The organism is Limnochorda sp. LNt, from assembly GCF_035593265.1.
Taxonomy (GTDB): Bacteria; Bacillota; Limnochordia; order Limnochordales; family Geochordaceae; genus Geochorda; species Geochorda subterranea.
On record NZ_CP141614.1, the window covers coordinates 1,795,723 to 1,820,003 of the forward strand.

General features: G+C 71.9%; 26 protein-coding genes. 8 read left to right on the forward strand and 18 right to left on the reverse strand.

Going from position 1 to position 24,281, the window contains the following annotated elements:
* Positions 1–14: 14 nt before the first annotated feature.
* From VLY81_RS08575 to VLY81_RS08595, 5 genes are all read right to left on the reverse strand, one after another.
* Positions 15–731 carry a diacylglycerol kinase gene (locus VLY81_RS08575; RefSeq protein ID WP_324667750.1) on the reverse strand — a complete coding sequence of 239 codons (717 nt, stop codon included), beginning with the start codon at positions 729–731 and terminating at the stop codon, positions 15–17.
* Positions 728–1,243, reverse strand: a complete 516-nt coding sequence (ybeY, locus tag VLY81_RS08580) for an rRNA maturation RNase YbeY (protein ID WP_324667751.1) — start codon at positions 1,241–1,243, stop codon at positions 728–730. The genes VLY81_RS08575 and ybeY overlap by 4 nt, the downstream gene beginning before the upstream one ends.
* Positions 1,230–3,488 carry an HD family phosphohydrolase gene (locus VLY81_RS08585; protein WP_324667752.1) on the reverse strand — a complete coding sequence of 753 codons (2,259 nt, stop codon included), beginning with the start codon at positions 3,486–3,488 and terminating at the stop codon, positions 1,230–1,232. Before VLY81_RS08585 ends, ybeY begins: the two co-directional genes overlap by 14 nt.
* A gap of 107 nt (positions 3,489–3,595) precedes the next feature.
* Positions 3,596–4,816 (reverse strand): sporulation protein YqfD, encoded by a 1,221-nt coding sequence (locus tag VLY81_RS08590; RefSeq protein ID WP_324667753.1) that lies wholly within the window; start codon positions 4,814–4,816, stop codon positions 3,596–3,598.
* Positions 4,803–5,093, reverse strand: coding sequence for a YabP/YqfC family sporulation protein (locus VLY81_RS08595; RefSeq protein WP_324667754.1), 291 nt, complete (start codon positions 5,091–5,093; stop codon positions 4,803–4,805). The genes VLY81_RS08590 and VLY81_RS08595 overlap by 14 nt, the downstream gene beginning before the upstream one ends.
* 127 nt (positions 5,094–5,220) lie before the next feature.
* Here VLY81_RS08595 and pruA point away from each other — a divergent pair, with 127 nt between their 5' ends.
* The 5 genes from pruA (at position 5,221) to VLY81_RS08620 (ending at position 11,203) form a co-directional block, all read left to right on the forward strand.
* The gene (pruA, locus tag VLY81_RS08600) at positions 5,221–6,789 is read left to right on the forward strand and encodes an L-glutamate gamma-semialdehyde dehydrogenase (RefSeq protein WP_324667755.1); all 1,569 of its coding nucleotides are present in this window, start codon (positions 5,221–5,223) and stop codon (positions 6,787–6,789) included.
* 89 nt (positions 6,790–6,878) lie between these two features.
* Positions 6,879–7,088 carry a hypothetical protein gene (locus VLY81_RS08605; RefSeq protein WP_324667756.1) on the forward strand — a complete coding sequence of 70 codons (210 nt, stop codon included), beginning with the start codon at positions 6,879–6,881 and terminating at the stop codon, positions 7,086–7,088.
* 121 nt (positions 7,089–7,209) lie between these two features.
* Complete coding sequence (locus VLY81_RS08610; protein ID WP_324667757.1) at positions 7,210–8,925, forward strand: ABC transporter substrate-binding protein; 1,716 nt, start codon at positions 7,210–7,212, stop codon at positions 8,923–8,925.
* An 80-nt stretch (positions 8,926–9,005) separates the two neighbouring features.
* A complete protein-coding gene (locus VLY81_RS08615; protein ID WP_324667758.1) occupies positions 9,006–9,974 on the forward strand; it encodes an ABC transporter permease in 969 nt (322 codons plus the stop codon).
* Positions 9,971–11,203: an ABC transporter permease gene (locus VLY81_RS08620; protein ID WP_324667759.1), complete on the forward strand. Its 1,233-nt coding sequence runs from the start codon at positions 9,971–9,973 to the stop codon at positions 11,201–11,203. The genes VLY81_RS08615 and VLY81_RS08620 overlap by 4 nt, the downstream gene beginning before the upstream one ends.
* Positions 11,204–11,226: 23 nt before the next feature.
* On the opposite strand, the gene VLY81_RS08625 is transcribed toward VLY81_RS08620, so the two are convergent.
* A complete protein-coding gene (locus VLY81_RS08625; RefSeq protein ID WP_324667760.1) occupies positions 11,227–12,186 on the reverse strand; it encodes an amidohydrolase family protein in 960 nt (319 codons plus the stop codon).
* Positions 12,187–12,369: 183 nt separating this feature from the next.
* On the opposite strand from VLY81_RS08625, the gene VLY81_RS08630 reads away from it, so the two are divergent.
* Together VLY81_RS08630 and VLY81_RS08635 are read left to right on the forward strand one after the other, a co-directional pair.
* Positions 12,370–12,861 carry a hypothetical protein gene (locus VLY81_RS08630; protein WP_324667761.1) on the forward strand — a complete coding sequence of 164 codons (492 nt, stop codon included), beginning with the start codon at positions 12,370–12,372 and terminating at the stop codon, positions 12,859–12,861.
* Positions 12,858–13,310: a hypothetical protein gene (locus tag VLY81_RS08635; protein WP_324667762.1), complete on the forward strand. Its 453-nt coding sequence runs from the start codon at positions 12,858–12,860 to the stop codon at positions 13,308–13,310. The genes VLY81_RS08630 and VLY81_RS08635 overlap by 4 nt, the downstream gene beginning before the upstream one ends.
* A gap of 255 nt (positions 13,311–13,565) precedes the next feature.
* Here the strand turns inward: VLY81_RS08635 and VLY81_RS08640 are convergent, their stop codons facing one another.
* From VLY81_RS08640 to VLY81_RS08685, 10 genes are all read right to left on the reverse strand, one after another.
* A complete protein-coding gene (locus tag VLY81_RS08640; RefSeq protein ID WP_324667763.1) occupies positions 13,566–13,742 on the reverse strand; it encodes a hypothetical protein in 177 nt (58 codons plus the stop codon).
* A gap of 27 nt (positions 13,743–13,769) precedes the next feature.
* Complete coding sequence (floA, locus tag VLY81_RS08645) at positions 13,770–14,828, reverse strand: flotillin-like protein FloA (protein WP_324667764.1); 1,059 nt, start codon at positions 14,826–14,828, stop codon at positions 13,770–13,772.
* Between the two features lie 15 nt (positions 14,829–14,843).
* Entirely contained in the window at positions 14,844–16,211 is a 1,368-nt protein-coding gene (locus VLY81_RS08650; RefSeq protein ID WP_324667765.1) for an NfeD family protein, read from the reverse strand.
* Between the two features lie 77 nt (positions 16,212–16,288).
* A complete protein-coding gene (gene rpsU / locus VLY81_RS08655; protein WP_324667766.1) occupies positions 16,289–16,459 on the reverse strand; it encodes a 30S ribosomal protein S21 in 171 nt (56 codons plus the stop codon).
* 152 nt (positions 16,460–16,611) lie between these two features.
* On the reverse strand, positions 16,612–17,163 hold the full coding sequence (locus tag VLY81_RS08660) for a phosphatase PAP2 family protein (RefSeq protein WP_324667767.1): 552 nt from the start codon (positions 17,161–17,163) through the stop codon (positions 16,612–16,614).
* The gene (locus tag VLY81_RS08665) at positions 17,148–17,927 is read right to left on the reverse strand and encodes an HAD family hydrolase (protein WP_324667768.1); all 780 of its coding nucleotides are present in this window, start codon (positions 17,925–17,927) and stop codon (positions 17,148–17,150) included. Before VLY81_RS08665 ends, VLY81_RS08660 begins: the two co-directional genes overlap by 16 nt.
* A 58-nt stretch (positions 17,928–17,985) precedes the next feature.
* A complete protein-coding gene (locus VLY81_RS08670) occupies positions 17,986–19,101 on the reverse strand; it encodes a hypothetical protein (RefSeq protein WP_324667769.1) in 1,116 nt (371 codons plus the stop codon).
* Positions 19,102–19,224: 123 nt separating this feature from the next.
* On the reverse strand, positions 19,225–20,172 hold the full coding sequence (locus tag VLY81_RS08675) for an SPL family radical SAM protein (protein WP_324667770.1): 948 nt from the start codon (positions 20,170–20,172) through the stop codon (positions 19,225–19,227).
* A gap of 129 nt (positions 20,173–20,301) precedes the next feature.
* Positions 20,302–20,793 (reverse strand): thiol peroxidase, encoded by a 492-nt coding sequence (gene tpx / locus VLY81_RS08680; RefSeq protein WP_405001361.1) that lies wholly within the window; start codon positions 20,791–20,793, stop codon positions 20,302–20,304.
* Positions 20,794–20,957: 164 nt separating this feature from the next.
* Positions 20,958–21,923: an aldo/keto reductase family protein gene (locus tag VLY81_RS08685; protein ID WP_324667772.1), complete on the reverse strand. Its 966-nt coding sequence runs from the start codon at positions 21,921–21,923 to the stop codon at positions 20,958–20,960.
* A 156-nt stretch (positions 21,924–22,079) separates the two neighbouring features.
* Between VLY81_RS08685 and VLY81_RS08690 the strand changes: the two genes are divergently transcribed.
* Positions 22,080–22,532 (forward strand): NUDIX hydrolase, encoded by a 453-nt coding sequence (locus VLY81_RS08690; protein WP_324667773.1) that lies wholly within the window; start codon positions 22,080–22,082, stop codon positions 22,530–22,532.
* Positions 22,533–22,565: 33 nt separating this feature from the next.
* On the opposite strand, the gene VLY81_RS08695 is transcribed toward VLY81_RS08690, so the two are convergent.
* Together VLY81_RS08695 and VLY81_RS08700 are read right to left on the reverse strand one after the other, a co-directional pair.
* A complete protein-coding gene (locus VLY81_RS08695) occupies positions 22,566–22,895 on the reverse strand; it encodes an FUN14 domain-containing protein (protein ID WP_324667774.1) in 330 nt (109 codons plus the stop codon).
* Between the two features lie 125 nt (positions 22,896–23,020).
* The gene (locus VLY81_RS08700) at positions 23,021–24,166 is read right to left on the reverse strand and encodes a citrate/2-methylcitrate synthase (RefSeq protein ID WP_405001235.1); all 1,146 of its coding nucleotides are present in this window, start codon (positions 24,164–24,166) and stop codon (positions 23,021–23,023) included.
* Positions 24,167–24,281 lie beyond the last annotated feature (115 nt).

Below are 24,281 nucleotides of genomic sequence, written 5' to 3' on the forward strand. Positions count from 1 at the left end.
CCGGGCCTGACCGCTCACCCCAGCAGGACGAAGACCGCCCCCATCACGCCCACGCCCAGGGCGAACCCCGCCACGACCTCCCAGACGCTGTGCAGCCCCGCCTCGACCCGGCTCTCGGCTACCAGCCCCGCCAGCAGCAGTGCCAGCAGCGTCACGCCCGGGTGGGGGCTCGTGGCGTAGATGGCCGTGGCAAGCGCCGCGGCCACCGCCGCGTGGCCGCTGGGCATGCCCCCCACCAGCCGGGGAGGGCGGTTGAGCCACGTCTTGGCCGCCCAGGCCAGCAGCAGGGTCAGCCCCAGCCCCGTCAATGCCAGGTAAGTGGCGGACCGGGTCCCCAGCCGCCCGCCCGACGCCAGCGCCACCAGCAGGGGCTCGTAGAAGAGGAGCACGCCGATGCCCACCGCCCCCACCGCGCTCACGAGCACGGCGCCTGCCGCGACGTCCTTGGCGGTCCGGGCGATCTCGTCGTAGCGGGGCGAGAGTAGATCCGTCGCCGCCTCGATGGCGGTGTTGAGAAGCTCGGCCACCAGCACCACCACGATGGTCAACGCCAGCACCGCGAGATCCTGCCGCCGCAGCTGCACCACCGAGGCCAGCACCAGCACCAGGATGGCCAGCAGGAAGTGGATGCGCAGGTTGCGCTGCGTCCGCAAGGCCCAGACCAGGCCCCGGCCGGCGAACTGGAAGCTCTGGGCCACGTTGCGAGCCCGTCCCACGGGCCCCTTGTTCACCGGGTGAGGCCGCATGCGCTCAGGGCCGCTTCCTCTCGCTGGCGCATGGCCTGCCGCGAGGGCTCGTCCTCGTGGTCGTAGCCGAGCAGGTGCAGGCAGCCGTGCACCGCCAGGTAGGCGAGCTCCCGCTCCACGGAGTGACCGTACGCCTCGGCCTGCGCCACCGCGCGCGGCACGCTGATGACGATCTCGCCGAGCAGCTGCGGCTCCGCCGGGTCCGGGGCCGGGTCCGGCTCCGGCTCCTCGGGGTCTTCCAGCTTGAAGGAGAGGACGTCGGTGGGGGCGTCGACGCCGCGGAACCGGCGGTTGAGCGCGGCGATGGTAGGCTCGTCCACCAACGCGACGCTCACCTCCCGCGGTCGGCCCGCCTCGGGCCCCAGCTCGCGGCGCAGCACCTCGCGCACGGCCCGGTGCAGCAGCCGGCGGCGCAGGTAGCCCGAGACGGCCACCTCGCGCTGGTGGTTGTGGACTCGCACCACGAACGGCTCGGGACGGCGCTCACTTGCTCTCATGACGGCGCACCTGCACCTCGCGTTCGAGCTGGGGGTACTCGATGCGGGCGTGGTAGACCCCCGTCAGCACCCGCACGAAGGCGTTGGCGATGGTGTTGAGCTCCTGCAGCGTCAGCGTGCTCTCGTCGAGCTGCCCGTCCAGGAGCCGCTCCCGGATGACCCGCCGCACCAGCCCCTCGATGCGGCCCGGGGTCGCATGCCCCAGCGCACGGGCCGACGCCTCCACCGAGTCGGCCAGCATGACGATGGCCGTCTCCTTGCTGCGCGGCTTGGGCCCTGGGTAGCGGAAGTCCTCCTCCTTCACCTTCTCCGGGCCCTCCGCGTTGAGGGCCTTCTGGTAGAAGTAGCGCACCAGGTCCGTGCCGTGGTGCGAGCGGATGAACTCGACGATGACCTCGGGCACCCTGGCCTGGCGGGCCAGGTCCACCCCGTCCTTGACGTGCGACATGATGATGAGCGTGCTGAGACTGGGGGTGAGTCGATCGTGGGGATTGGCGTCGCCGAACTGGTTCTCCACGAAGAAGTAGGGGCGCCGGATCTTGCCGACGTCGTGATACAGCGCCCCCGCCCGGCAGAGCACCGGGTCGGCCCCCACCGCCTCGGCGGCGGTCTCGGCCAGGTTGCCCACCATCAGGCTGTGGTGATAGGTGCCTGGCGCCTCCAACAGCAGCCGCCGCAGCAGCGGCTGGTTGGGGTTGCACAGCTCCATCAGGCGCACGCTGGAGACGACGCCGAACAGGCTCTCGACGAAGGGCAGCACGCCCAGCGCCAGCACGGCGCTCAGCAGCCCGTTGGCCAGCCCCGCCCAGGAGGCCGCCACGGTACGAGCGTCCGCCTGCAGCAAACCCAGGGCCGCCAGCGCCACCAGCCCGGCCACGCCCGCCACGACGCCCGTGCGGGTCAGATCGGACCGCTGCCCCAGGCGGTGGACGTTGAAGACGGCCACGGTGCCCGTCACGAAGCCCACGGCGACCGGACGCGCGTCGAAGTCGAACAGCAGCCCGCTCAGCACCGACAGCGCCGCCACCAGCACGATGCCCACGTGGGCATCCAGGAGCACCGTGGCCAGCATGGCGGCCAGGGCCACCGGGGTGAGGTATCCGGCGAAGCTCCACGGCAGCTCGTCGAGCACCCGGGCCGCCACCGCCACCAGCAGGGCCAGGGAGGCGATCATGGTCGCCATGCGGCGCGAGCGCACCACGGCCCCGTGGAAGCGGGCCAGGTAGAAGGCCGTGATGGCCACCAGCGCGGCCAGCACCAGCCCCACGCCCAGCAGGCTGCTCAGGAGCTGGCCGCCCCGCTGCAGCATGCCCAGGTCCCGCAGCAGCTGCACGTGCTCCTCGGTCACCACGTCGCCGCGGCGCAGGATGACCTGGTCCTGCAGCACCATGACGGGCTGGACGCCGCGCGTCGCCTCCTGGCGGACCCGCTCCAGCCGGGCCGGGTCGAGGATCAGGTTGGGCACCAGCGCGGCGGCCGCCAACTCCTGGACGACGCCCTTGACCTCCTCGGACGCATCGAGAGCCGCCACCTCCTGGGCCAGCCGCTGGCGGGCGTCATCGACGTCGCCGGCGCCGATGCGCACGGTCCCCATGATCCGCTCCACCAAGGCCGGCGCCTGCTGCGTCACGGTCGAGAAGCCGGCGTCGGGCAGGCGCAGGGCCGCGGCCACCACTGACCCCGGCAGCACCAGCCGCGCCTCGTCCAGCAGTCGTGGCTGGAGCGCGCCGGCCCGGGCGTTGGCCGCCGACGACGAGGGGGCCTCCCCGGCCGATCTCCAGAGGCTGGAGCGCTCCTCCTTCAACAGGGTCAGGGCCTTGCGCACCCGGTCGCCGGCCTGCACCGCCGCGGTGGGATCGATGGAGTAGTTGGCCGGATCCTCCGAGGCCCGGCGCAAGGCGTCCTTGACGGCCTCCTCCTGCAGGAGGGCCGTGCGGTAGCGGTTTTCGATGGTGCGGGGGGCGCTGACGTCCACGGGGCTGACCTGGCCGGGCGCCAGCTGGACCGTCGGCTGGGTGACCGCCGGCAGGAAGAGGATGACCAGCACCGCCCAGGCGTAGACGGCGACCGCGGCCGGGTGACCCAACAGGCGCGCCGCCCGGTCCAGCGGCAGACGCCCCCGGTAGGTCCCGAGCCTCTCCTTGATCCAGCGCCAGGTCGTCCTTGCCCCGGCAGGGGGCCGGGCCACCACCAGGCTCCCATGGCCCTCCCCGGCCTCGCTCTTGCTCCCTGACAGGGCTCGCAAACGTCCGCCTCCCCTTGCCCCCGAACTCGTGTCCAGTATAGTGCGGCGCCCCCGGGAAAGCCAGTCCGCCCTTGCGGGGCCGCTCTCAGGCGTCACGACGTCCCCGGCTACGCGTCAGGGGGATCCGGGGAGGCCTCCTCGTGGGGGGTGAAGGCGGAGATGTCCTGGATGGCCTCGATGACCGCCCGGCTGCGCACCAGGGCCTGCCCGTCGCCCGTCGGCTCCTCCCACGTCGACAGTCGCTGGGTCAAGACCTCCGGCGTCGGCCCCAGGTGCGAGGCGGCCTGCTCCAGGGCACGCTCCTCCACCAGGCGGCGCGCCTGCTCCAGGTCCACCGCGAAGCGCTCCAGCGCCATCTCCCGGTGGGTGACGTGATCCCATCGCAAAGGCAACGCGGCCAGCAGCCCCGGCAGGCGGCGATGTCGGACCTCCGTGCGGAAGCGGACGAAGGGAGGCTCCACGGCTCCGAGGCCGATCTGCCACGGGCCGGCGGTCACGAGCAGGCCCCGCGCCTGCCGCCCCGACGGCCGCTCCACCGTCAGCTCCAGGCCGGTCTCGGCGAAGCCCTCGGCCCAGACCCGGGCGTAGACCACACCGGCCGCCCGGACGGACCGGGCATCGGGCGGGGCCCCCAGAGGAGGGCGGCCACTGATGAGGATCTGCCCCCGCCGCACCACGTCACCGGGCCGCACCACCGGCCAGCCGGAGGCGGCCATCACCTGTACCACCAGCCCGTCCGACGCCGCCACCACGTCCCCGGGCAGCAGGGCGAGCCGCTGGTCGTCCCGGCGCGTCCGCGCCTCCACCCGGACCAGGCTGCCCTGGATGCGCACGTCCACCCAGGCCAGCTCGGGGACGGCCTCCATCAGCCCTTGCTCCAGCCGCCTCGGGTCGACCGCCGCCCGCGCCGCACCGGGGCGCAGGCCCAGGGCCACCAGGGTCGACCGCACCCGCTGGGCCTGCTCGCCGGCGACGCCCGCCACCTCCACCGCCCAGATCCGGGAGTGCAGGACGCCCATGATGGCGAGCGCCACCGCCACGCCGGCCACGAGACCGGGGCGATGGGCCAGCCGGCCCAGCACGAAGGGCAGGCCCCGCCGGCGCACGAGCCGCAGGCGGACGCCAGCCCGCCGGGCCGGGTGGCGCAAGTGCCGGTACTGGCTCGCGCGGACCCGCGCCACCAGGGCGTGAGGGCCGGGTCGGCTCACCTGACGCAGCTCGACGCCGCCTCGCGACGCCAGGTTGAGGAAGGCCGGCAGGCGCTCGCCCACGGCCCGGATGACCACGTAGCCCCGGACATAGTCGGCCAATCGCTCAGACAGCCCCATGCCGCTGGCCCAGGCGTACCTCCTCGATGAGCCCCGCGATGCGCAGGCGATCGGGGCGGATGGCCTCGATGACGAACCCCCGTCCCGCCACCGCGACCCGCCCGTTGGGGGTGTCGACCACGACCTCGCGGGAGGAGAAGGCCAGCAGCCCTCGATGGTTCTCGATGAGGAGCCGGCGACGACCCACCATCTCGATGCGCGTCTCGCCGAAGGCCTCGGGCGGCAGGTCCAGCGCCCTCGCCGCCCCGGCCAGCCACCCCTTGCCTCTTCTTGCCATAGGGCCCCCCGCGAGGTTGTCTCGGTGCCCCCACGAGACCTATGCGCCAGGCGGCCGGGACAGCCCAGGCAACCGCTCGCGAGGAGGACGAGAAGGAGGGGTGGAAAGTGCCCCGGGGGGATGCACGATGGTGGGTTCTTTCGTCAACGAGCCCTTCGCCGATTTCGGCTCCGCCCCGGTCCGGGCCGCGATGGAGGAGGCCGTCCGACGGATCGAGGCGCAGCTGGGCCAGACGTATCCCGCCTTCGTCGACGGAGACAGTGTCTGGACCGAGGCCCGCATCGTCTCGGTCAACCCCGCCCGCCCGCGACAGGTGGTGGGGTACGTGGCCAGGGCCGACCAGGAGCTGGCCGAGCGGGCCATTCAGGCGGCCCATCGCGCCTTCGACCGGTGGCGTCGCTACGCGCCCGACGCCCGGGCACGGGTGCTGTTGCGGGCCGCTGCCATCCTGCGACGTCGCCGATTCGAGTTCGACGCCTGGCAGGCCCTGGAGGTGGGCAAGACCTGGATCGAGGCCGACGTGGAGACGGCCGAGGCCATCGACTTCCTGGAGTACTACGCCCGGGAGATGATGCGGCTGGGCACGCCCCAGCCCCTGACGCCCCTGCCCGGCGAGGAGAACGAGCAGCGCTACATCCCGCTGGGCGTGGTGGTGGTCATCCCGCCCTGGAACTTCCCCCTCTCCATCCTCCTGGGCATGACCTCCGCGGCCCTGGTGGCGGGCAACGCCGTGGTGCTCAAGCCCTCCAGCGTCTCGCCCGTCATCGCCGCCAAGGTCGTCGAGCTGTTGCGGGAGGCCGGCATCCCCGACGGCGTGCTCAATTTCGTGCCGGGCAGCGGCGGCGCCATCGGCGACTACCTGGTGAGCCACCCGCTGACCCGGATGATCGCCTTCACCGGCTCCAAGGAGGTGGGCCTGCGCATCAACGAGCTGGCGGCCCGCACGGCGCCCGGGCAGCGCTGGATCAAGCGGGTCATCGCCGAGATGGGCGGCAAGAACGCCGTCATCGTCGACGACAGCGCCGACCTGGAGGCGGCCGCCGCGGCCATCGTCGCCTCGGCCTTCGGCTTCCAGGGGCAGAAGTGCTCCGCCGGCTCGAGGGCCATCGTGCTGGACGGCGTCTACGACCGGGTGCTGCAGGAGGTCGTGGCGCGCACCCGGGCCCTTCGCATCGGCGATCCCACGCGCTACGAGACGCAGATCGGGCCGGTGGTGGATCGCTCCCAGTTCGACAAGGTGTCGAGCTACCTCGAGATCGGCCGCCGGGAGGGGCGGCTGGTGGCCGGCGGCAGGCCCTACGGCGAGTCGGCGCGAGATCCCGAGACCCACGGCTACTTCATCGAGCCCACCGTTTTCGCTGACGTGGACCCCTCGGCCCGGATCGCGCAGGAGGAGATCTTCGGGCCGGTGCTGGCCGTCATCCGCGCCCGTGACTTCGACCATGCGCTCGAGATCGCCAACGGCACCGAGTACGGCCTGACGGGCGCCGTCTTCGCCCGGGACCGGGCCAAGCTGGAGCGGGCCCGGGAGGAGTTCCACGTCGGCAACCTCTACTTCAACCGCAAGTGCACCGGCGCCCTGGTGGGGGCCCACCCCTTCGGCGGCTTCAACATGTCGGGCACCGACTCCAAGGCGGGCGGCCCCGACTACCTGTTGCTGTTCACCCAGGCCAAGGCCATCTCCGAGGCGCTGTGACCGCATAGGCGGCCCCGCCGGGGGCAGACTGAGCGAGGCGGGCGGGAGAGCTCCCGCTCGCCTCTCGCTCTCGAAGGGACGGGAACGCGATGGCGCCTCGACAGCCAGGCCGGCGCAAGCCGGCCGACGCCCCCAACCGGCTGAGGCCGCTGCGCACGGCCCAGGAGGTCGCCCGGGAGCCGGGAGCGACCCTGGTCGGCATCGACAATCCGGACGACGCCGACGTCTACCCCCCGACCGAGACGCCCGACAGGGGCCGTCGCCGCCGCCAGGACCTGCCCCCTCGCCGGGAGGGGTGAGATCCCACCCGCGCCCCGGCCGGATCCGGGCAATCGGCAAAGGGAAATGGCCAGCCCCTACCGAAATCGTTCGCCCTAAAGAAGTGCCGGCATGGCCGGCGAGGGGGGGAACCGATTCGGTATGCGCTGGTCAGTTGCCCGGGTCGCTCTGGCGGTCGTGGTCCTCGCGGGGTTGTGGGTGGGTACGGCCGCGGCCGGGGTGACGACCCTCGATCCGGAGGTCCGTCCGGTCTCGGGCGGCAAGTACGGCGGCGTCTTCCGCTACTCGGTGCTGGGCGACCCCAAGACCTTCAACTACTTCCTGGCCAAGGAGACCTCGTCCACCGACATCCTGGACCGGGTCTTCGAGGGTCTCACCACAGCCGACGGCGTCACCACGGAGGTGATCCCCTCCCTCGCGAAGAGCTGGGAGATCAGCCCCGACAACCGGGTGATCACCTTCCACCTGCGCCGCGGGGTCCAGTGGCACGACGGGCGGGAGTTGACCGCCGACGACGTCATCTTCTCCTTCGACCTCGTCTACGATCCCAACATCCCCAACAACTTCGTCGACGGCCTCACCATCGACGGCCAGCCCCTGACGTACGAGAAGGTCGACGACTACACCGTGCGCTTCACGCTGCCGCGGGTCTACGCCCCCATCCTGCGGTCCATCGGCATCCCCATCGTGCCGAAGCACCTGCTCTACGACGCCTGGCGCGAGGGCCGGTTCAACCAGATGTGGGGCATCGACACCGACCCGCGCCAGATCGTGGGCACCGGTCCGTACCGGATCGTGGAGTACCGGCCGGGCGAGCGGATCGTCTTCGAGCGCAACCCCAACTGGTGGCAGGTGGACCAGGACGGCAACCCGCTGCCCTACATCCAGCGCCTGGAGGCCAGCATCGCCGGCAACCAGGACGTGCAGGTGCTCAAGTTCCTCAATAACGAGATCGACTACCTGGCCCCCAACCTGGCCCGGGTCGCGGACCTGGAGCTGCAGGCCGACCAGAAGGGCTTCCGGCTCATCAACGGCGGGCCGGCTTTCGGCACCAACTTCATCGTCTTCAACCAGAACCCCAACACCGTGCCGCAGCCCAAGCTGAGCTGGTTCACCGACAAGGCCTTCCGCCAGGCCATGGCTCACGCCCTCGACAAGGAGTCCATCATCGACCTGGCCTACGGTGGGCTGGCGCAGCCCCAGTGGAGCCCCATCGAGGCGGCCAACGTCTTCTTCCACAAGCCCGACGTCAAGCAGTACCCCTACGACCTGCAGCGGGCCCAGGCCATCCTGGCCGAGGCCGGCTATCGCAAGGGGTCCGACGGGCGGTTGCGGGATCCGCAGGGCAACGTGGTGGAGTTCGAGCTCTTGACCAATGCGGGCAACCGGGCCCGTGAGACCATCGGCACCCTCTTCAAGGCCGACCTGGAGCGGCTCGGCATCCGGGTCAACTTCCAGCCCGTCGACTTCAACTTGCTGGTGCGCAAGCTCTCCGAGACCTTCGACTGGGATGCCATCATCATCGGCCTGACCGGCGGCGTCGAGCCGGCCAGCGGCAACAACGTCTGGCCGTCGTCGGGCGGGCTGCACATGTGGTATCCCTTCCAGGAGCGGCCGGCCACCGACTGGGAGGCCCGCATCGACTACCTCTTCGAGGAGGGCACCAAGTACCTGGATCCCAACGAGCGCAAGCGGTACTACGACGAGTTCCAGGACATCGTGGCCGAGCAGGTGCCCCTCATCTACACCGTCAATCCCGAGGCCTGGTTCGCCATCTACGACTACGTCCAAAACGCCAGGCCCACCGCTTACGGCGGGCTCTTCTACCAGATCGGCGAGATCTGGCTGGAGCGCTAGCCGGGGATCGCCGTCCGTAGAGGTCGCGGGGGCGCCGGGCCGGCGCCCCCGCGACGGGCGAAGGGGTGTGCCGGGGGTCCATGTGGCGCTTCATCGGCCGCAGGCTGATCCAGATGATCCCCATGCTGCTCGGCATCAGCCTGCTCAGCTTCCTCATCATGTACGCGGCACCGGGGAGTTTCGTCAGCTCGTTGAAGCTCCGTCCCGACCTCTCCCCCGAGACCATCGCCCGCATCGAGGCGCAATTCGGCCTGGATCAGCCGGTGCTGGTGCAGTACCTGCGGTGGCTGTGGAACCTGCTGCGACTCGACCTGGGCCAGTCCTTCACCTACCAGGTCCCGGTCACCTACCTCATCGGCAGCCGCGCCCTCAACACGCTGCTTTTGGCCGTCAGCTCGGCGGCCATCTCGTGGCTGTTGGCCTTTCCCCTGGGCGTCTACGCCGCGGTGCGGGCCCACACCGGCTACGACCGCACCCTGACCTTCGTCTCGCTCCTGGGGCTTTCGATTCCCAACTTCTTCCTGGCCATGCTGCTGCTCTTCGCCGTCGTGCGATGGCGGCTGCCCCTGCCCGTCGGCGGCATGACCAGCCCCGGAGCGGCTAGCTGGGGCTTCTGGGAGCAGGTGGTCGACGTGCTGCGTCACCTGCTCATCCCCGCGGTGGTGCTGGGCACGGCCGGGGTGGCCTCCCTGACCCGCTACCTGCGCTCGGGCCTCTTGGACGTGCTCCGGCAGGAGTACATCACCACCGCCCGGGCCAAGGGCCTGCCGGAGCGGGCCGTCATCTGGCGCCACGGGTTGCGCAACGCCCTCAACGTCATGATCACCCTCTTCGGCTTCGAGCTGGGCGGGCTGTTGAGCGGCGCGGCGCTGACGGAGATCATCACCTCGTGGCCGGGCCTCGGACGGCTCATCCTGGAGGCGGTGCAGAGTCAGGACTACTACCTGGTGATGGGTAGCGTCACCATCGGAGGCGTCATGCTGGTGACGGGCAACCTGGTGGCCGACATCCTGCTGGCGTGGGCCGATCCACGGGTGAGGCTGGCATGAGCCAACCGCTGCAACCCACCGCGGGCGCGCACGCCGGCGAGTCGCTGTGGCAGGCAGGGTGGCGGCGTCTGCGGGCCAACCGCTCGGCCCGGGTAGCGGGCGCCGTCCTGATCCTCCTGCACCTGCTGGCCATCTTCGCCGACTTCGTGGGGCCCTACTCGGAGACGTGGCAGGATCGGCGCAAGTTCTACCATCCGCCCACCCGGGTCCGCATCGTGGATGCCGAGGGCAGGCTGCGGTGGCCCTTCGTCTACGGCACCGAGCTGGAGGACCGGCGCCTGCGCACCTGGCGGGAGCGCACCGACCAGATCTACCCCGTGCGCCTCTTCGTGCGGGGCGAGCCCTATCGCCTGCTCTGGCTCATCCCCACCGACATCCACCTCTTCGGGGTCGACGCCCCCGGCAGCATCTTCTTGCTGGGCACCGACGAGCTGGGGCGCGACATCTTCACGCGCCTGCTCTTCGGAGCCCGGCGATCGCTGTTCATCGGCATCCTGGGCATCGTGCTGACGCTGACCATCAGCCTGCTGTACGGCGGGATATCGGGCTACTTCGGGGGCATCGTCGACAACGTCATGATGCGGTTGGCCGAGATCATCCTGGCCATCCCCGGCTTCTACCTTCTGGTGGCCCTCAGCGGGCTTCTGCCCCTCAACGTCCCCTCGCAGACCCGCTTCTTCTTCATCGTCGTGATCCTGAGCTTCGTCGGGTGGCCGGCCGGGGCCAGGGTGGTGCGCTCGCAGGTGCTCTCCATCAAGGAGCAGGAGTTCGTCGTGGCGGCTCGGGCCATGGGGGCCAACCACCTGCGCATCGTCACCCGCCACATCCTGCCCAACGTGATGTCGTGGGCCATCGTCAGCATGACCCTGTCGGTGCCCGGCTTCATCCTGGCCGAGTCGGGCCTCTCCCTCATCGGGGTGGGCGTCCAGGAACCTTACGCCAGCTGGGGCAACATGCTGAGCCGGGCGACCAACATCGCCTCCATCGCTCGCTTCCCGTGGACCCTGGTGCCCGGACTCGCCATCTTCGTCGCCGTGCTGGCCTACAACTTCCTCGGCGACGGCATCCGGGACGCCTTCGATCCCAAGGCCCAGTCGGCCGCCAGGCGCCCGGCGGCCTGGAGCCGCCACCTGGCCGACCGCATCCGCGGCCTGTTGGGGCTCTCCCGGCGAGCCGCCGGCGGCCGTGCCGCCACCGTGGCCAGCGGGCTCTCCGCCCCTCGGCGGTAGCCGGAGGGCCGGAGACGGCGGGGTCAGATGCCCAGCACGCGCGTGGCGTTGGTGCGGTACAGCCGCACCAGCACCTCCTCGGGCAGGTCCAGCCCCCGGATGACCGGCATCCCGTCGCAGTCCGGGTCTTCGACGGGGGAGGGGCAGACCCGGTCCGTCTCCCAAAAGAGGCGGTGGGTCCAGTAGCGCGACGTGTAGCGCACCAGCGACGAGCCGGCTGTCACCACCTGATCGGTGCCGAAGAGGATGCGGTCGGCGTTGCGCACGATGAACTGACGCGCCGCCTCCCGCTGGCGTCCCAGCTCCCGTACCATCCACTTGGTGGCGCTGGTGTCGAGGAAGAGATTGGGGTGGCGGTCCAGCAGGGCCTGAAGGTGGTCGAGGTGCTCCGGATCGCCGCCCATGTGGGCGGCGATGATCCGGATGCCCCGGTGGCGGGCCAGCACCGCCTCCAGCTGCGGATACTGCTCCTCCTTGCTGCCGTAGAGGGAGCGGTCCGTGTAGACCCGCTCGAACCAGACGTCGGGGTCGGAGACGTGCACCAGGGCGCCGAGCCCCAGCGCCTCCATGCGAGCGAAGATCGGCTCCAGGCGGGCATCGTCGAGCCGCAGCCGGGTCGTGGCGTAGAAGCGGGGCGTGAACCAGAACTTGATCAGCCGCGCGCCCAGCTGGTGGGCCTGCTCGACCCTGGCGACGTTGGTGCGCACGAAGGCATCGGCGTCGTCGAGCTGCCGGTAGTCGAGCTGCGGCGCCACCAGGATGCGACCGTCCCACCCGTCGGCGAGGCGGGCGGGCTCGATCCACTCCCGCGTGATGACCACCAGCGTCTCGATGCCGTAGAGCCGGGCGGCGTGCAGCAGGTGGGCCGTCTCGGGCATGACGGCGGCGTGGGTGTGCACGTCGATGGCGGCGAGGTCCACCTTGGACGGGGGCGGCTCGGTGAAGTCCCGGGCGGCCGCTCGCTCCGTAACGGCGAAGTCCAACGTCGGTCCGACCTCCTCTTCGATGGGGCCGCGGGGTCGCTTCGACAGATTTTGCCGCGCCCGGCAGCCGCGGTGCAAGCCCGAGTGCCGGCACGGGGACGGCCCACCCGCGCGGCCGCGGACGGCAGGAGGGCCGGTCGTGCCGCACGAAGATGGCGCCGCGAAGGGCAGGGATCGGCTCCGTTGGGTGCGCGGCGATGGTCCTTCTCCACTCTCGCGGCTGTCCTGCTGGCTGTGCTGGGCGTGGCCTCCGCGGCGGGCAGCGTGGAGATGGCACGCCGGTACGTCCGGGTGGCGGCGACGCTGGGCCGCTTCGAGTCGGCGGCCGAGCCCATGGTCCTGGCTGACGGCCGCCTCGGGGTGCGCATCGCCTACCGCAACCCGGGGCCGTGGCCCATCGCCCTGCTGGAGATACAGGTCCTGGCCTGGCGCGACGGTCGCTACGTCGGCGCTGCCAGTCTCGACCGGCGAGCAGACCCCCTGGAGGTGCCGCCCGGAGGCAGCCGGGCCGTGGAGCTGGCCTTTCCTCGCCCCCCGGGAGACCCGCCGGCCGTCGCCGGAGTCGACGACGTCGGTGCCTGGGTCTTCCAGCTATCGGGCGGGATGCAGCTGCCGGTCATCGGCCCTCGTCCGTTCGCCCGGCGTACTCTCTACCCGGAGGGGACGACGCCATGAGCGTGGGAGCGTCGAGGCCTTCGCGACTTCGGTGGGGCGAGCGGCTCGGCTCCCTTCTCGTCGATGCCCTGGCCGTCGCCGGCGCCGGCAGCACCCTGGCCTTCGCCCTGGCCGGCTGGTGGATCCCGGAGATGAGCCCGGTGCCCTGGCTGAGCGACCGGGGACCGGCCGTGCCCGTGGCTACGGCCGCCCTCATGGGCCTCTTGCTGGGATGGCGGGTCGCCCGCATGGCGGGGGCCGCTCTGCAGGTGGCGCTGGCCCTCGTCTTGGGGGCGTCGGGCCTCGCTCTCATCCTGGCGGCCCCTGCCACGACGGGCACCCTCGACGCGGTGCAACAGCAGGCACTGGCCTCTTTCGTCGCGTCGCGACTGATGGTGTCGCTGCTCCTGACCACGCCGGCCGCGTTGCTGGGGGCGAGCGTGGGCGCCGCACGCGGCACCGGGCGGTGAGCCCGCCCCCTACGCGCCCCGCCAGCGGGAGCTCACGGGGCCCCGGTACGGCCGGAGGGCTCGGGGGGGCCCCAGCACCTCCGCCATCACCACCGCCCACGCCCATGCGGACGCTGCCGGAGGTCGCCCGGATCCGCCCGGGGAGCTCCGCCTGCGCGGCGAGAGCGGCCCGCGGCCGCTGGCCTCCGGCCACTCGAGGCTGATCCCTCGTCCCAGGCGGGAGGCATCGGCTGCACGACCGGCGGACCTCCTCCGTCACCGGGGCCGGCGGAGACGGGAGCCTGGGCCGCAGCGCCTGAGGCGAGCGGGCCGCGGCTGCGGGCTGCGGGCTGCCGGCGAGCGACCCGTGCGGGCCCGCTGCCGGGAGGCGTTGCGGATGGCCCCCAGCACCACGATGGCCGCCCAGATCAGGAGGGGCAGCAGCTCATCCACGACCCGCGGGCCCCCTTCCCCTGCCGCTCAACGCCCGGCTCCGCCGCCCTCGCCGGGCATCGCGGGCTTGCCCCGTCCCGACTCGCCCGGAGCCGGCGGCGGCTCGAGCCCCGGCACCCGGCCCTCGCCCGAGCGTCCGATGGCCTGGCGCATGGCCGTGTCGGCGAGGACGTTTTGCATCGTGTAGTAGTCCATCACCCCGAGCTTGCCCTCGCGCAACGCCGCCGCCAGCGCCAGGGGTACCTCGGCCTCGGCCTGGACCACCTTGGCCCGCATCTCCTGGACCATGGCCAGCATCTCCTGCTCCCGGGCCAGGGCGGCGAAGCGGCGCTCTGCGGCCTTGGCCTCGGCGATGTTCTTGTCGGCTATGGCCTGGTCCACCTGGAGCTGGGCGCCGATGTTGCGCCCCACGTCCACGTCGGCGATGTCGATGGAGAGGATCTCGAAGGCGGTGCCGGCGTCCAGCCCCTTGGCCAGGACCGTCTTGGAGATGCGGTCCGGGTTCTCCAGGACCTCCTTGTGGGTCTCGGAGGAGCCGACGGTCGTCACGATCCCCTCCCCCACCCGGGCGATGATGGTGGCCTCGCCGGCGCCGCCTACCAGGCGGTCGATGTTGGCCCGCACCGTCACGCGGGCCTTCACCTTGAGCTCGATCCCGTCCTTGGCCACCGCCGCCACCGTGGGAGTCTCGATCACCTTGGGGTTGACGCTCATCTGGACGGCCTCCAGCACGTTGCGACCGGCCAGGTCGATGGCCGCCGCCCGCTCGAAGCTGAGGCCGATGTTGGCACGCTGCGCGGCGATGAGGGCGTCCACCACCCGGTCCACGTTGCCCCCGGCCAGGAAGTGGGCCTCCAGCTTGTCGATGGCCACGTCCAGGCCGGCCTTCTGCGCCTTGATGAGCGGCAGGATGATGCCCGCAGGCGGCACCCGTCGCAGCCGCATCCCCACCAGGGTGAAGATGCTGACCGGCACCCCTGCGGCCCAGGCCGAGATCCAGAGCCCCACGGGCACGAAGTTGAGCAAGATGACCAGGAAGAGCAGGACGACGATGACCGGAAGCCAGAAGACCAAGAGCTGTTCCATCGCTTCGAACCCTCCCTATGGCTCCTGGAGCCGTCGCACCACGATGCGCAGCCCCTCGGCCCTCACCACGCGCACGGGTGTCCCTGGCTCCAGGAACTCCCCCTCGGTGCTCGCGTCGAGGCGCTCCCCGTCCACCTCGATGGCGCCGCCGGGCCGAAGGGGCGTCAGGGCCCGCCCCGTGCGACCGACCCAACGCTGGAGGTCCGACGGGGCCGTGTAGCCCTGCTCGGGCGCCTGGCGCTCCCGCAACACGATGCGCTGGCCGGTGCGGCTCACCTTGAAGTAGCGGAAGGTGAGCGCCCCCACCAGCGCCGTCATCGCCACCGAGCCGCCGATGACGTAGATGGCCGAGCGCACGTCACGAAACGAGAGGTACAGGCTGGCGAAGACGGCGACCAGGCCCGGGATCCCCGCGATGCCGAAGCCCGGGACCGCCACCAGCTCCAGCACCAGCAGCGCCACGCCCACCAGGAAGAGGATGACGACCTCCCACCCCGCCAGCCCCGTCAAAAGGCGCGCCCCGAAGAAGAGGGCCAGCGAGGCCAGGCCCACGCTGCCGGCCACCCCCCAACCGGCCGAGGCCAGCTCGTAGAGCAGGCCCAAGAAGCCGACGGTGAGCAACAGCGAGCTGACCGTGGGCTCCGTCAGGAAGCGGGCGACCCGCTCGGCCCAGTTGGGGAAGCGCTCCACCAGCCGGGCCCCCGCCAGCCCCGCGGCGGCCGCCGCGGCGGCCCGGTCCTGCGCGAGGGCGTCGGCGAAGCCCAGCTGGACCGCCTGCGAGGCAGGCAGGGTCAGTATCTTGCCCGCCTCCACCACGCCGGGGATCTCGATGCTCTTGTCGACCATGGCCGCCGCCAGCCGGCCGTCGCGGCCCCTGGCCTGGGCCGTCGCCTCGAACTCGGCCCGCAGCGCCGATACGATCTTCTCCTCCGCGGGGATGGGCTCAGCGGCTCCGATGCTGGAGCCCGGCGCCATGATCAGGTAGTCGCAGGCCAGCGCCACCAGCGCCCCGGCGGACTGGGCCCGCCGCGAGACGAAGGCGATGGTGGGAAGACCCGCCTCCAAGAGCGCGTCGCGGATGGCCTCCCCCGCGTCGACACGGCCCCCCGGCGTGTCGAGATCGACCATGACGGCCGTGGCCCCGGCCTGGCGCGCCTCGGCCACGGCTCGCTCGACGAAGGCGGCGAGCCCCAGCTCGATGACGCCACGGATGGGCACGACGAAGACGGTGGGCGTCGTGCCCGGGGGCGGCGTCAAGGGCTCACGCGCCCGGGTCGCCCCGAGGCCCCCCGGCAGGCCGGCGACGAGCATAGCGACGGCCACCCACCGGGTCCATCGGATGTGGCGTGGTCGCACCCGCGCCCCTCCGCTCCTGTCCGACACGACTCCAAACGAAACGACCGCCCGGTCATCTCTTCGATGCCGGGCGGCCCAAACCCTAGCCCACCAGGCCCGCGCCGCTAGCCTCGGCGGCGCTTGGCCCGCGCCTTCTGCTTGCGGCGGTCGCTCGGTTTGACGTAGTGCTCGTGACGACGCATCTCCGCCAGAATGCCGTCTTGCCGCATGATACGCTTGAGACGCCGCAACGCCGCATCCAGCGACTCGTGGTCGCCCACCCTGACCTCGGCCATGCCGGACCTCCCCTCCGCCCGTCCGGCGACCGGTCGTCGGGAGCCACCCTGCCCTTTCGAGCCCCCCACGCGGTACCGGGGATGCAGATTGGCTTTCAACACGTGGCGAGGGCCCTCCTGCCCGGGCCGGCCGGGCGGCGCGGCGGTGGCCCTCACGCCGGCGCGAGCCCGTCGACGACCGACGCCGGCACCCCGAAGTGCAAGAGGCTCAGGTAGGCCAGGCCCATGCCGACCAGCGCCCCGACCAGCACGTCCGAGGGATAGTGGTGACCCAGGTAGGTGCGGGAGAGCCCCACCAGCGCCGCGGCGCCCAGCGCCACCCCCGCCCACGACGGCCAGTACGCCCCCAGCACCGTGGCCAGCGCGAAGCTGGCAGCCGTATGACCCGACGGAAACGAGTAGTCCGCCAGCGGGGCCACCACGCTGCGGCTCTCGGCCAGCACCAGGTAGGGGCGTGGCCGCTCGGTCCGGCGCTTGAGGAGCTGTACCACCAGCTGGCTGCCGGCCAACGCCACCATGGATGCCATCCCGGCCCGGCGCATCTCTCCGCCCAGCACCAGCAGCAACCCGGCGGTGCCCACCGTCGCGACGAAGCCGCCCAGGTGGGTGTAGACGCGCATCACGCGGTCCAGCCACCGCCGTGCCAGCCGCAGGTGCACGTACCCGAAGACCCATCGGTCCATCCGTGTCAGTGCCCGTCGCAAGCGGATGGCCCCTCACCCCCACCGGTCCGACGCCGGCTCGACCCCCGGGCCGCCTCCTCCGGCTCCAGGCCCCGCGCTGCCGCCTGGGCGGCCACTCGCTCCAACTCACGGACCGCCCGCTCCCGCGGGGCGAGGGCCGGCAGCACCGCCTCGGCGCCCGTCGCCGCCAGCTCCTCCACCCCGTAAGGTCCCGTCGCCACCGCGACGGCCTGGTAGCCCGCGGCGTGGGCCGCCTCCACGTCGAGCGGCGTGTCGCCCACCACGACCACGCACCGGGCGCACTCGCCCCACTGCGCTGCCGCCCGTCGCACCGCCGCCTCCAGGAGCGCCCGGCGGTCCTCGCCATCCTCAGCGAAGCCACCGACGGGGAAGTACCCGTTGAGGTCGAAGGGCTCCAGCTTACGGCGCGCCCCGGCCTCCAGGTTGCCCGTACCCAGCGCCAGCGCCCAGCCGCTGGCCCGGGCCCATCCCAGCAGCTCGACGACCCCCGGCAGGACCTCGCCGGCCCCCCGCGCCAGCTCCCGCTCCAGGGCCTCGAGGTAGCACGCCACCAGCCGGTCCCGGTGCCGCTCCATCTCCGCCTCCAGCCCGCTGCGGCGAGCCATCTCGCGGAAGATGGCCAGATCGGTCCGCCCCGCTGTCCAGCGGGGCTCGAGCGTCACGGTACGACCGAAGACGGCCGCCCACGCCTGCTCCATGGCCCGGCGGCCGGCCCCGGCGCTCCTGATGAGCGTGCCGTCGAGGTCGAACAAGAGCAGACGCACGCCCTCATCGTACCGTCACGGCGCGCCCGCGGTCAAATGCCGCCCGCCCCGGTGAGCCTCAGGGAGTCGACGAGTCCGACGAGCGGGCGGCGTCGGCGGCACGGATGCGGGGCAGCAACCAGTTGGCCACCAGTGACGGGACGTCCAGGGTGATCCTCACCCTGACCCCCGGCGCCAGATGGTACCCGCCGCGACGGCTCGCCTCCAGGACGGGGTGACGCGCCACGCTCCACAGCTGCTCGCGCAAGGAGCGGATAGCCGCCGAGAAGAGCCCCTCCATGCGCCCCACCGCACCCGGGGTCGCGGGCCACAGGGCGGAGATCCACGCGTCGCGCTCGAGACCTGCCCCTGAGGGTGCGTCGGCGCCGCCGACGAGGGAGAGGAAGGCCAGCCACAGCTCGCCCTCCATGGCCGCCAGCCGTCGCGTCCCGCCCGGCCCCCCCACGATGACGGGACCGCCCGCCGACGTCTGCACGTGCAGGCATGGCGGGGCGTCGGCAGGTCCGCTGACCCGCACCGGCACGGTCGCCTCGACGCGGAGCCCCTCCGGCCGGTCGGAGGCGGCGGCCGCATCGGCCAGAGCCCTCACCACGGGGTCCCGGGCCATGGCCTCGCCCTGGCGCGATCGCTGCGACGAAGGCGCTCGAGCCTCGGCCATCAGCAGCGCGGCGTACGCCAGCGCCGCGGCGCCATCCTTCTCCGCTCCGGCCAGCCGCTCGGCTGCCTCCAGGGCACGCCGCCCCTCGGCGGGCCGCCCCTCCAGCAGGTACAGCGCGCCCAGCCACAGGGCGGGGCGGAAGTCATCGGCGAGCCGCTCGCGCTGCAGTCGGAGCATGGCGCGCGCCTGAGCCTGGTACGCGCGCTGCAGCCGACGACACCGCACGGAGCGGATCACCAGCAGGCGAGCCAGGCTCTGCAGCGATGGGTTGACGGACGCCCCCGGCAGGAGGCGGGCCGCGACGTCCACCGGCAGTCGGGCATCCTCCCGACAGGCCACCAGCCAGCCGACGCCGCGCAGCATGTCGCGCTCTGCCGCCGGATCCGTGCGGGCGAGCCCTCGGGCGAGACGTTGCAGGTGCGCCCGGGCCAGGCGGTCCGCGAGGGGCGCCGCCGCCCGCCCTCCGAGGACCGGCGCCCCCCAACGCCTGGCCGCAGAGGACGAGCGGGCCTCCAAACCGCTTTCAAATTCTCTCGATGATTCAAAGACGGTCTCGATGGCCGTCGCCCTCCCTGGTCCGGACCCCGCATCCCCCGGACCGTACCTCCTCACTTAGCCGTCCGTGCCCCTCCTCCTCTCTTACCAGCCGAAGCTCGTCTGCCCGTCACCCGTCGAGCCCGCGCCCGACGGCGGACGGGTGAAGCCCGCCTCCTGCTCGAGCCGGTGCATCGTCGTCTCGAGGCGCCGGCGGACGGTCTCGTCGACGCGGTCACCTCCGCGATACAGGTCCTGATACCGAGGACCCAACCACGGCGCCCGCCGTCGTAGCCACGCCAGGTAGACCTCCCTGGCCCCCTCGCAGAGGCGCAGGGGGCTGGCATGCACGTCGACGGCCCCCGCCTCCCGGGCAGCCCGGAGCAGCGCCGCCAGCCCGGCCGCATCGTCGGTCAGACCGGGCAGGATGGGGGCGACCATGACCCCCACGCGCACCCCCGCCTGCGCCAGCATCCGCACCGCGCGCAACCGCTGGGCGGGAGGCGGCGCGCCGGGCTCCACCGAGCGGGCCAGCGTCCGGTCCAGGGTGGTGACGGTCATCCAGACCATGGTGCCGGGTGCCTGGCGACAGAGCTCCGCCAGCAGATCCCGATCGCGTACCACCAGCGTCGACTTCGTGACCAACGAGATGGGAGTCCGGTGCGCCAGGAAGACGGCCAGGCTCCGCCGGGTGAGCCGGAGCCTGCCCTCGGGTGGCTGATACGGGTCGGTGGCCGTGCCGACGGCCACCAGTTCCCGCCGCCAGGTGGGCCGTGCCAGCTCGGCCCGCAGGCGGCGGGGCGCGTCCAGCTTGGCGAGGATGATGCGGTCGAAGTCGTCGCCGGCGTCGTAACCCAAGAACTCGTGGGTGCGGCGGGCATAGCAGTACCGGCACGCATGGGCACAGCCGCGGTACGGGTTGAAGGACCACCGGAAGGGCATGCCCCGCACCGGGTTGATCACCCGGGAGGCCGGCATCGGCAAGATCCGCAGCCGACCGTATGTGCCGGCGGCCGTCGCGCCCATCTCGACGCACCCGCCCCATCCGAACACCTGTTTGGCGATGACGTGTTCGGATCTTAGCCCGGCGCCTGGCCCGCGTCAAGCCTGCAGCCGGAGACGGCCGGAGCCCGGCTCGGGCAGCCGGGCTCCGGCGGATGGCAACCCTCCCGATGGCTCGTCTCAGCGGGTGGCCTGCTGGACCGCGGCCACGGCCGCGTCGTAGTCGGGGTGCTGAGTCACCTCCGGCACGTACTCGACGTACGTGACCTGGCCCTGCCGGTCCACCACGAAGACCGCCCGGGCCAGGAGCCGGTGCTCCTTGATGAGGGTGCCGTAGGCCGTCCCGAACGCGGCCTCCTTGTGATCCGACAGCGTGACGACCCGCTCGATGCCCTCTGCCCCACACCAGCGCTTCTGGGCGAAGGGCAGGTCCATGCTGATGGTCAACACCCGCACATCCGGGCCGAAGCTCGCAGCACGCTCGTTGAAGGTGCGGGTCTCCGCGCTGCAGACGCCGGTGTCCAGCGAGGGCACCGAGGCGATCAGCAGCACGTGGCCCTTGAAGTCGGCCAGGCGCTTGGGTTGCAGCCCCGTGTCCACGACCGTGAAGTCGGGGGCCTGCTGCCCCACCTCGATCTTCGGACCCACCAGGGTCACCGGCTTGCCGAACATGGTCACCGCACCGGGCCGCTCGACAGCGGTCGTTGCCACGTCGGACCCCTCCTTGTCCGCCTCTCTCCAGGCTGGGCTCCCGTCGCACCCCTAGGGTGCCGCGCCGGAGCCCCGGTCGCACTGTTTTCCCCGTGCTAACCAGGCTTCCTGCCGGGGTCCGGTGTTCAAGCCGCCGCAGGCGCGTGGCCGGTGACGGCATCGATGGCCTGCAGCAGATCGTCGCTGAGACGCAGGCCGGCGGCGCCCAGGTTCTCCTCCAGCTGCTCGAGGCGCGTCGCGCCCACGATGGCGGAGGTCACCTCGGGACGCCGGAGCACCCACGCCAGGGCCATCTGGGCCGGTGTCATGCCTGCCGAGCGCGCGAGGTCGGCCAGCCGCTGGACCTGCTGGAGGGTCTGTTCGTTCATGAAGCGCCCGATGAACATGTTGCTGCGCGGGTCGGCGGCGCGGCTGCCGGCCGGCGGCGGCTGACCGGGGGCGTACTTGCCCGTCAGCACGCCCTGCGCCAGCGGAGAGAAGACCACCTGGCCGATCCCCTCCCGCGCGCAGACCGGTAGCACCTCCCGCTCGATGTCGCGCTCCAGGATGTTGTAGAGGGGCTGGTTGGAGACGATGGGGTCCAGGCCGAGCTGACGCGCCAGGTGCACCGCGTCCGCGATCTGCACCGCCGTCCACTGGCTGACGCCGACGTAGAGGACCTTGCCCTGGGTCACGAGATCGTCCAGGGCCCGCAGCGTCTCGTCGAGCGGGGTCTCGGGGTCGAAGCGGTGACACTGGTAGAGGTCGATGTAGTCGGTGCCGAGCCGCTTGAGGCTGGCGTGGCACTGCTCCATGATGTGCTTGCGGGAGAGCCCCCGGTCGTTGGGGCCGTCGCCCATGGGGAAGAAGACCTTGGTGGCCAGCACGTACGAGCTGCGGGGGAAGACGCGCAGGGCCTCGCCCACCACCTCCTCGGCCACCCCGCGGTGATAGACGTTGGCCGTGTCGAAGAAGTTGACCCCCCGCTCGTAGGCCGCCCGGATGATCTCGATGGACCGCTGCCGGTCGACCGACGCCCCATAGGTCAACCAGCTCCCGAGGCCGATCACCGACAGCCGCACACCGGCTCGCCCGAGTCGTCGATACTCCACCGAACCTCCTCCTTTCGTCTCATCCGCTCATCCACCGTCGCTCGAGAGGGCAGGCTCTTCTGGGGCCGGCCCCGAACTCCTGGTCGTCCCACCCGGTGGCGCCGGGCCCCGGCGTCCGGCCGCCCGCCACCCTGATGGAGGGGAGAAGGCGAGACGTTGGCCTTCCGCAAGGCGCTGCTCATCGCCCGTGTCGTCGCCGTCCAGGACGGTCAGGTGCTGCTGGCCCACCATCGCCACCCCGATGGCCGCGACTTCTGGTGCTTTCCCGGCGGCCACGTGGAAGAGGGCGAGGGCTTGGCCGACGCCGCCGTCCGCGAGCTGGCCGAGGAGACCGGCCTGACGATGGAGCTCGTCGACGTGGTCTTCGTCCAGGACTTCGCACGTCCTCCGGGCCCCGACGCCACCGAGGTCTTCTTTCGCGGCCGCATCGCCGGCGGCCGGCTCTCGCCCAAGTCGGAGCCCAACCTGGTGGAGGTGGCCTGGGTGCCGCTCGCGGAGTTGGGGCGTTACCGGGTCATGCCGCCCGCTCTGGCGGAGGCCGTGGCCGACGGGCGCTGGGAGAGCTGGCGCCTGCCGGTACCCTGGCCCGCCCGCAAGGGGGGCCCGTGAGAGGGGACCGGCCGGGCGTCGCGCCCCTTTCTCTCATCCCTTTCGAAAGCCCAGCCAGAACCCCAGGGTGAAGCTGCCGGCCGCCGCGACGCTGCTGGAGAACCACGCGACGATTCGCTCCAGCGCCCCCCGTGCGCCGCCGGCTTGGGTCATCGCGCCCGTGTAGGCGGCCTCCAGGGCCTCCCAGTGGATGGTGATGAACCCCACCTTGGCCATCCCCACGAAGAGCGCGGTCATGGCCCCCACCAGCAGCAGCGCCACCTTGATGGCCTTCTTGAGGCTGTAGCCGACGGCCAGACCGAGGACCAAGCCGAGACCCGCCTGACCCCCGAGCAGCGACCAGTTGATCCCGCCCGGCTCCACGCCATCACCCCCACGGTGCCCGGGTCGCCACCGCCCCACCGGCCCCAGGGACGGTCGGGGGCGGAGCCTCGCCCTCTCCGTTGGCCCCGCCCCCAGCCGCCTCCTGCACAGCGACCCCGCGGCGCTCACGCCGCCGTATGCGGGGGCCTGTCCTCGACGGGCACGTAGCGCAGCTCCATGGGCCCCGTGTACTCGGCCCGCGGCCGGATGAGACGGTTGTCCGCGTACTGCTCCAGCAGGTGGGCGGTCCACCCGCTGATGCGGCTCACCGCGAAGACAGGGGTGAAGAGGTCCACGGGGATGCCCAGCAGGTGGTAGACCGAAGCCGAGTAGAAGTCGACGTTGGGGTAGAGGTCCTTGGCCGAGCGCACCGCCTCCTCCACCGCCAGCGAGATGGCGTACCAGCGCGGCTCGCCCTTGAGGCGTGAAAGCTCCTCGGAGAAGCGCTTCAAGATGAGAGCCCGAGGATCCCACGTCTTGTAGACGCGATGACCGAAGCCGGGGATCCGCTCCCTGGCCGCCAGCCTGGCCTGCACCACCTCGGCGGCTCGTTCAGGCTCGCCGATCTCCATCAGCAGCCGCATCACCTGCTCGTTGGCGCCGCCGTGCAGCGGTCCTTTGAGCGTGCCCACCGCGGCGGCCACCGCCGAGTAGATGTCGGACAGCGTCGAGGCCGTCACCCGGCCGGCGAAGCACGAGGCGTTGAACTCGTGGTCGGCGTGCAGGGTCAGCGCCACGTCCATGACCCGCGCCGACGTCGGGTCGGGCCGCTGCCCCGTCAGCATGTAGAGGAAGTTGGCGGCGTGATCCAGCTCCGGATCGGGCTCGATGACCGGCAGCCCCCGCCGCAACCGGTGAAACGCCGCCACCACCGACGCCATCTGAGCTGTCAAGCGCACCGACTTGCGCAGATTGGCCTCCCGGCCGTTGTCGTCGGCCTCGGCATCGTACAGCCCCAGGGCCGCCACCGCCGTCTGCAGCACCGCCATGGGCGAGCGACCGGGGACGCTCGCTAGCAGCGAGACCACGCCCGACGGCAGCGGACGGGCGGCGACCAGCTGCTCGCGCAGGCTCGACAGCTCCCCGGAGTCGGGCAGCCGGCCGTGCCACAGCAGGAAGCACACCTCCTCGAAGGTGGCGTGCTCGGCCAGGTCCCGGATGTCATAGCCCTGGTAGATGAGTCGGCCCTGCCTGCCATCGACGTAGCTGATGGATGAGCGGGCCACCACGACACCTTCCAAGCCTCTGGCGATCTGAGTCGCTTCGCTCATGGCCACGCACCCACGCCCCCCGTGTCAAAATCGGTTTCCACGCCCGGCCGCGCCGAAACCTATTGACTCTTATTCGTGCTTGAGAACACGAGTACCTCCCAGGGCGGCTGCCGGG

Excerpts from the sequence above, each read along its gene's own strand:
- ybeY (WP_324667751.1), bottom strand. The coding sequence starts at position 1,243 with ATGAGAGCAAGTGAGCGCCGTCCCGAGCCGTTCGTGGTGCGAGTCCAC.
- VLY81_RS08590 (WP_324667753.1), bottom strand. The coding sequence starts at position 4,816 with ATGGGGCTGTCTGAGCGATTGGCCGACTATGTCCGGGGCTACGTGGTC.
- VLY81_RS08595 (WP_324667754.1), bottom strand. The coding sequence starts at position 5,093 with ATGGCAAGAAGAGGCAAGGGGTGGCTGGCCGGGGCGGCGAGGGCGCTG.
- pruA (WP_324667755.1), top strand. The coding sequence starts at position 5,221 with ATGGTGGGTTCTTTCGTCAACGAGCCCTTCGCCGATTTCGGCTCCGCC.
- VLY81_RS08605 (WP_324667756.1), top strand. The coding sequence starts at position 6,879 with ATGGCGCCTCGACAGCCAGGCCGGCGCAAGCCGGCCGACGCCCCCAAC.
- VLY81_RS08610 (WP_324667757.1), top strand. The coding sequence starts at position 7,210 with ATGCGCTGGTCAGTTGCCCGGGTCGCTCTGGCGGTCGTGGTCCTCGCG.
- VLY81_RS08615 (WP_324667758.1), top strand. The coding sequence starts at position 9,006 with ATGTGGCGCTTCATCGGCCGCAGGCTGATCCAGATGATCCCCATGCTG.
- VLY81_RS08620 (WP_324667759.1), top strand. The coding sequence starts at position 9,971 with ATGAGCCAACCGCTGCAACCCACCGCGGGCGCGCACGCCGGCGAGTCG.
- VLY81_RS08635 (WP_324667762.1), top strand. The coding sequence starts at position 12,858 with ATGAGCGTGGGAGCGTCGAGGCCTTCGCGACTTCGGTGGGGCGAGCGG.
- floA (WP_324667764.1), bottom strand. The coding sequence starts at position 14,828 with ATGGAACAGCTCTTGGTCTTCTGGCTTCCGGTCATCGTCGTCCTGCTC.
- rpsU (WP_324667766.1), bottom strand. The coding sequence starts at position 16,459 with ATGGCCGAGGTCAGGGTGGGCGACCACGAGTCGCTGGATGCGGCGTTG.
- tpx (WP_405001361.1), bottom strand. The coding sequence starts at position 20,793 with ATGTTCGGCAAGCCGGTGACCCTGGTGGGTCCGAAGATCGAGGTGGGG.
- VLY81_RS08700 (WP_405001235.1), bottom strand. The coding sequence starts at position 24,166 with ATGAGCGAAGCGACTCAGATCGCCAGAGGCTTGGAAGGTGTCGTGGTG.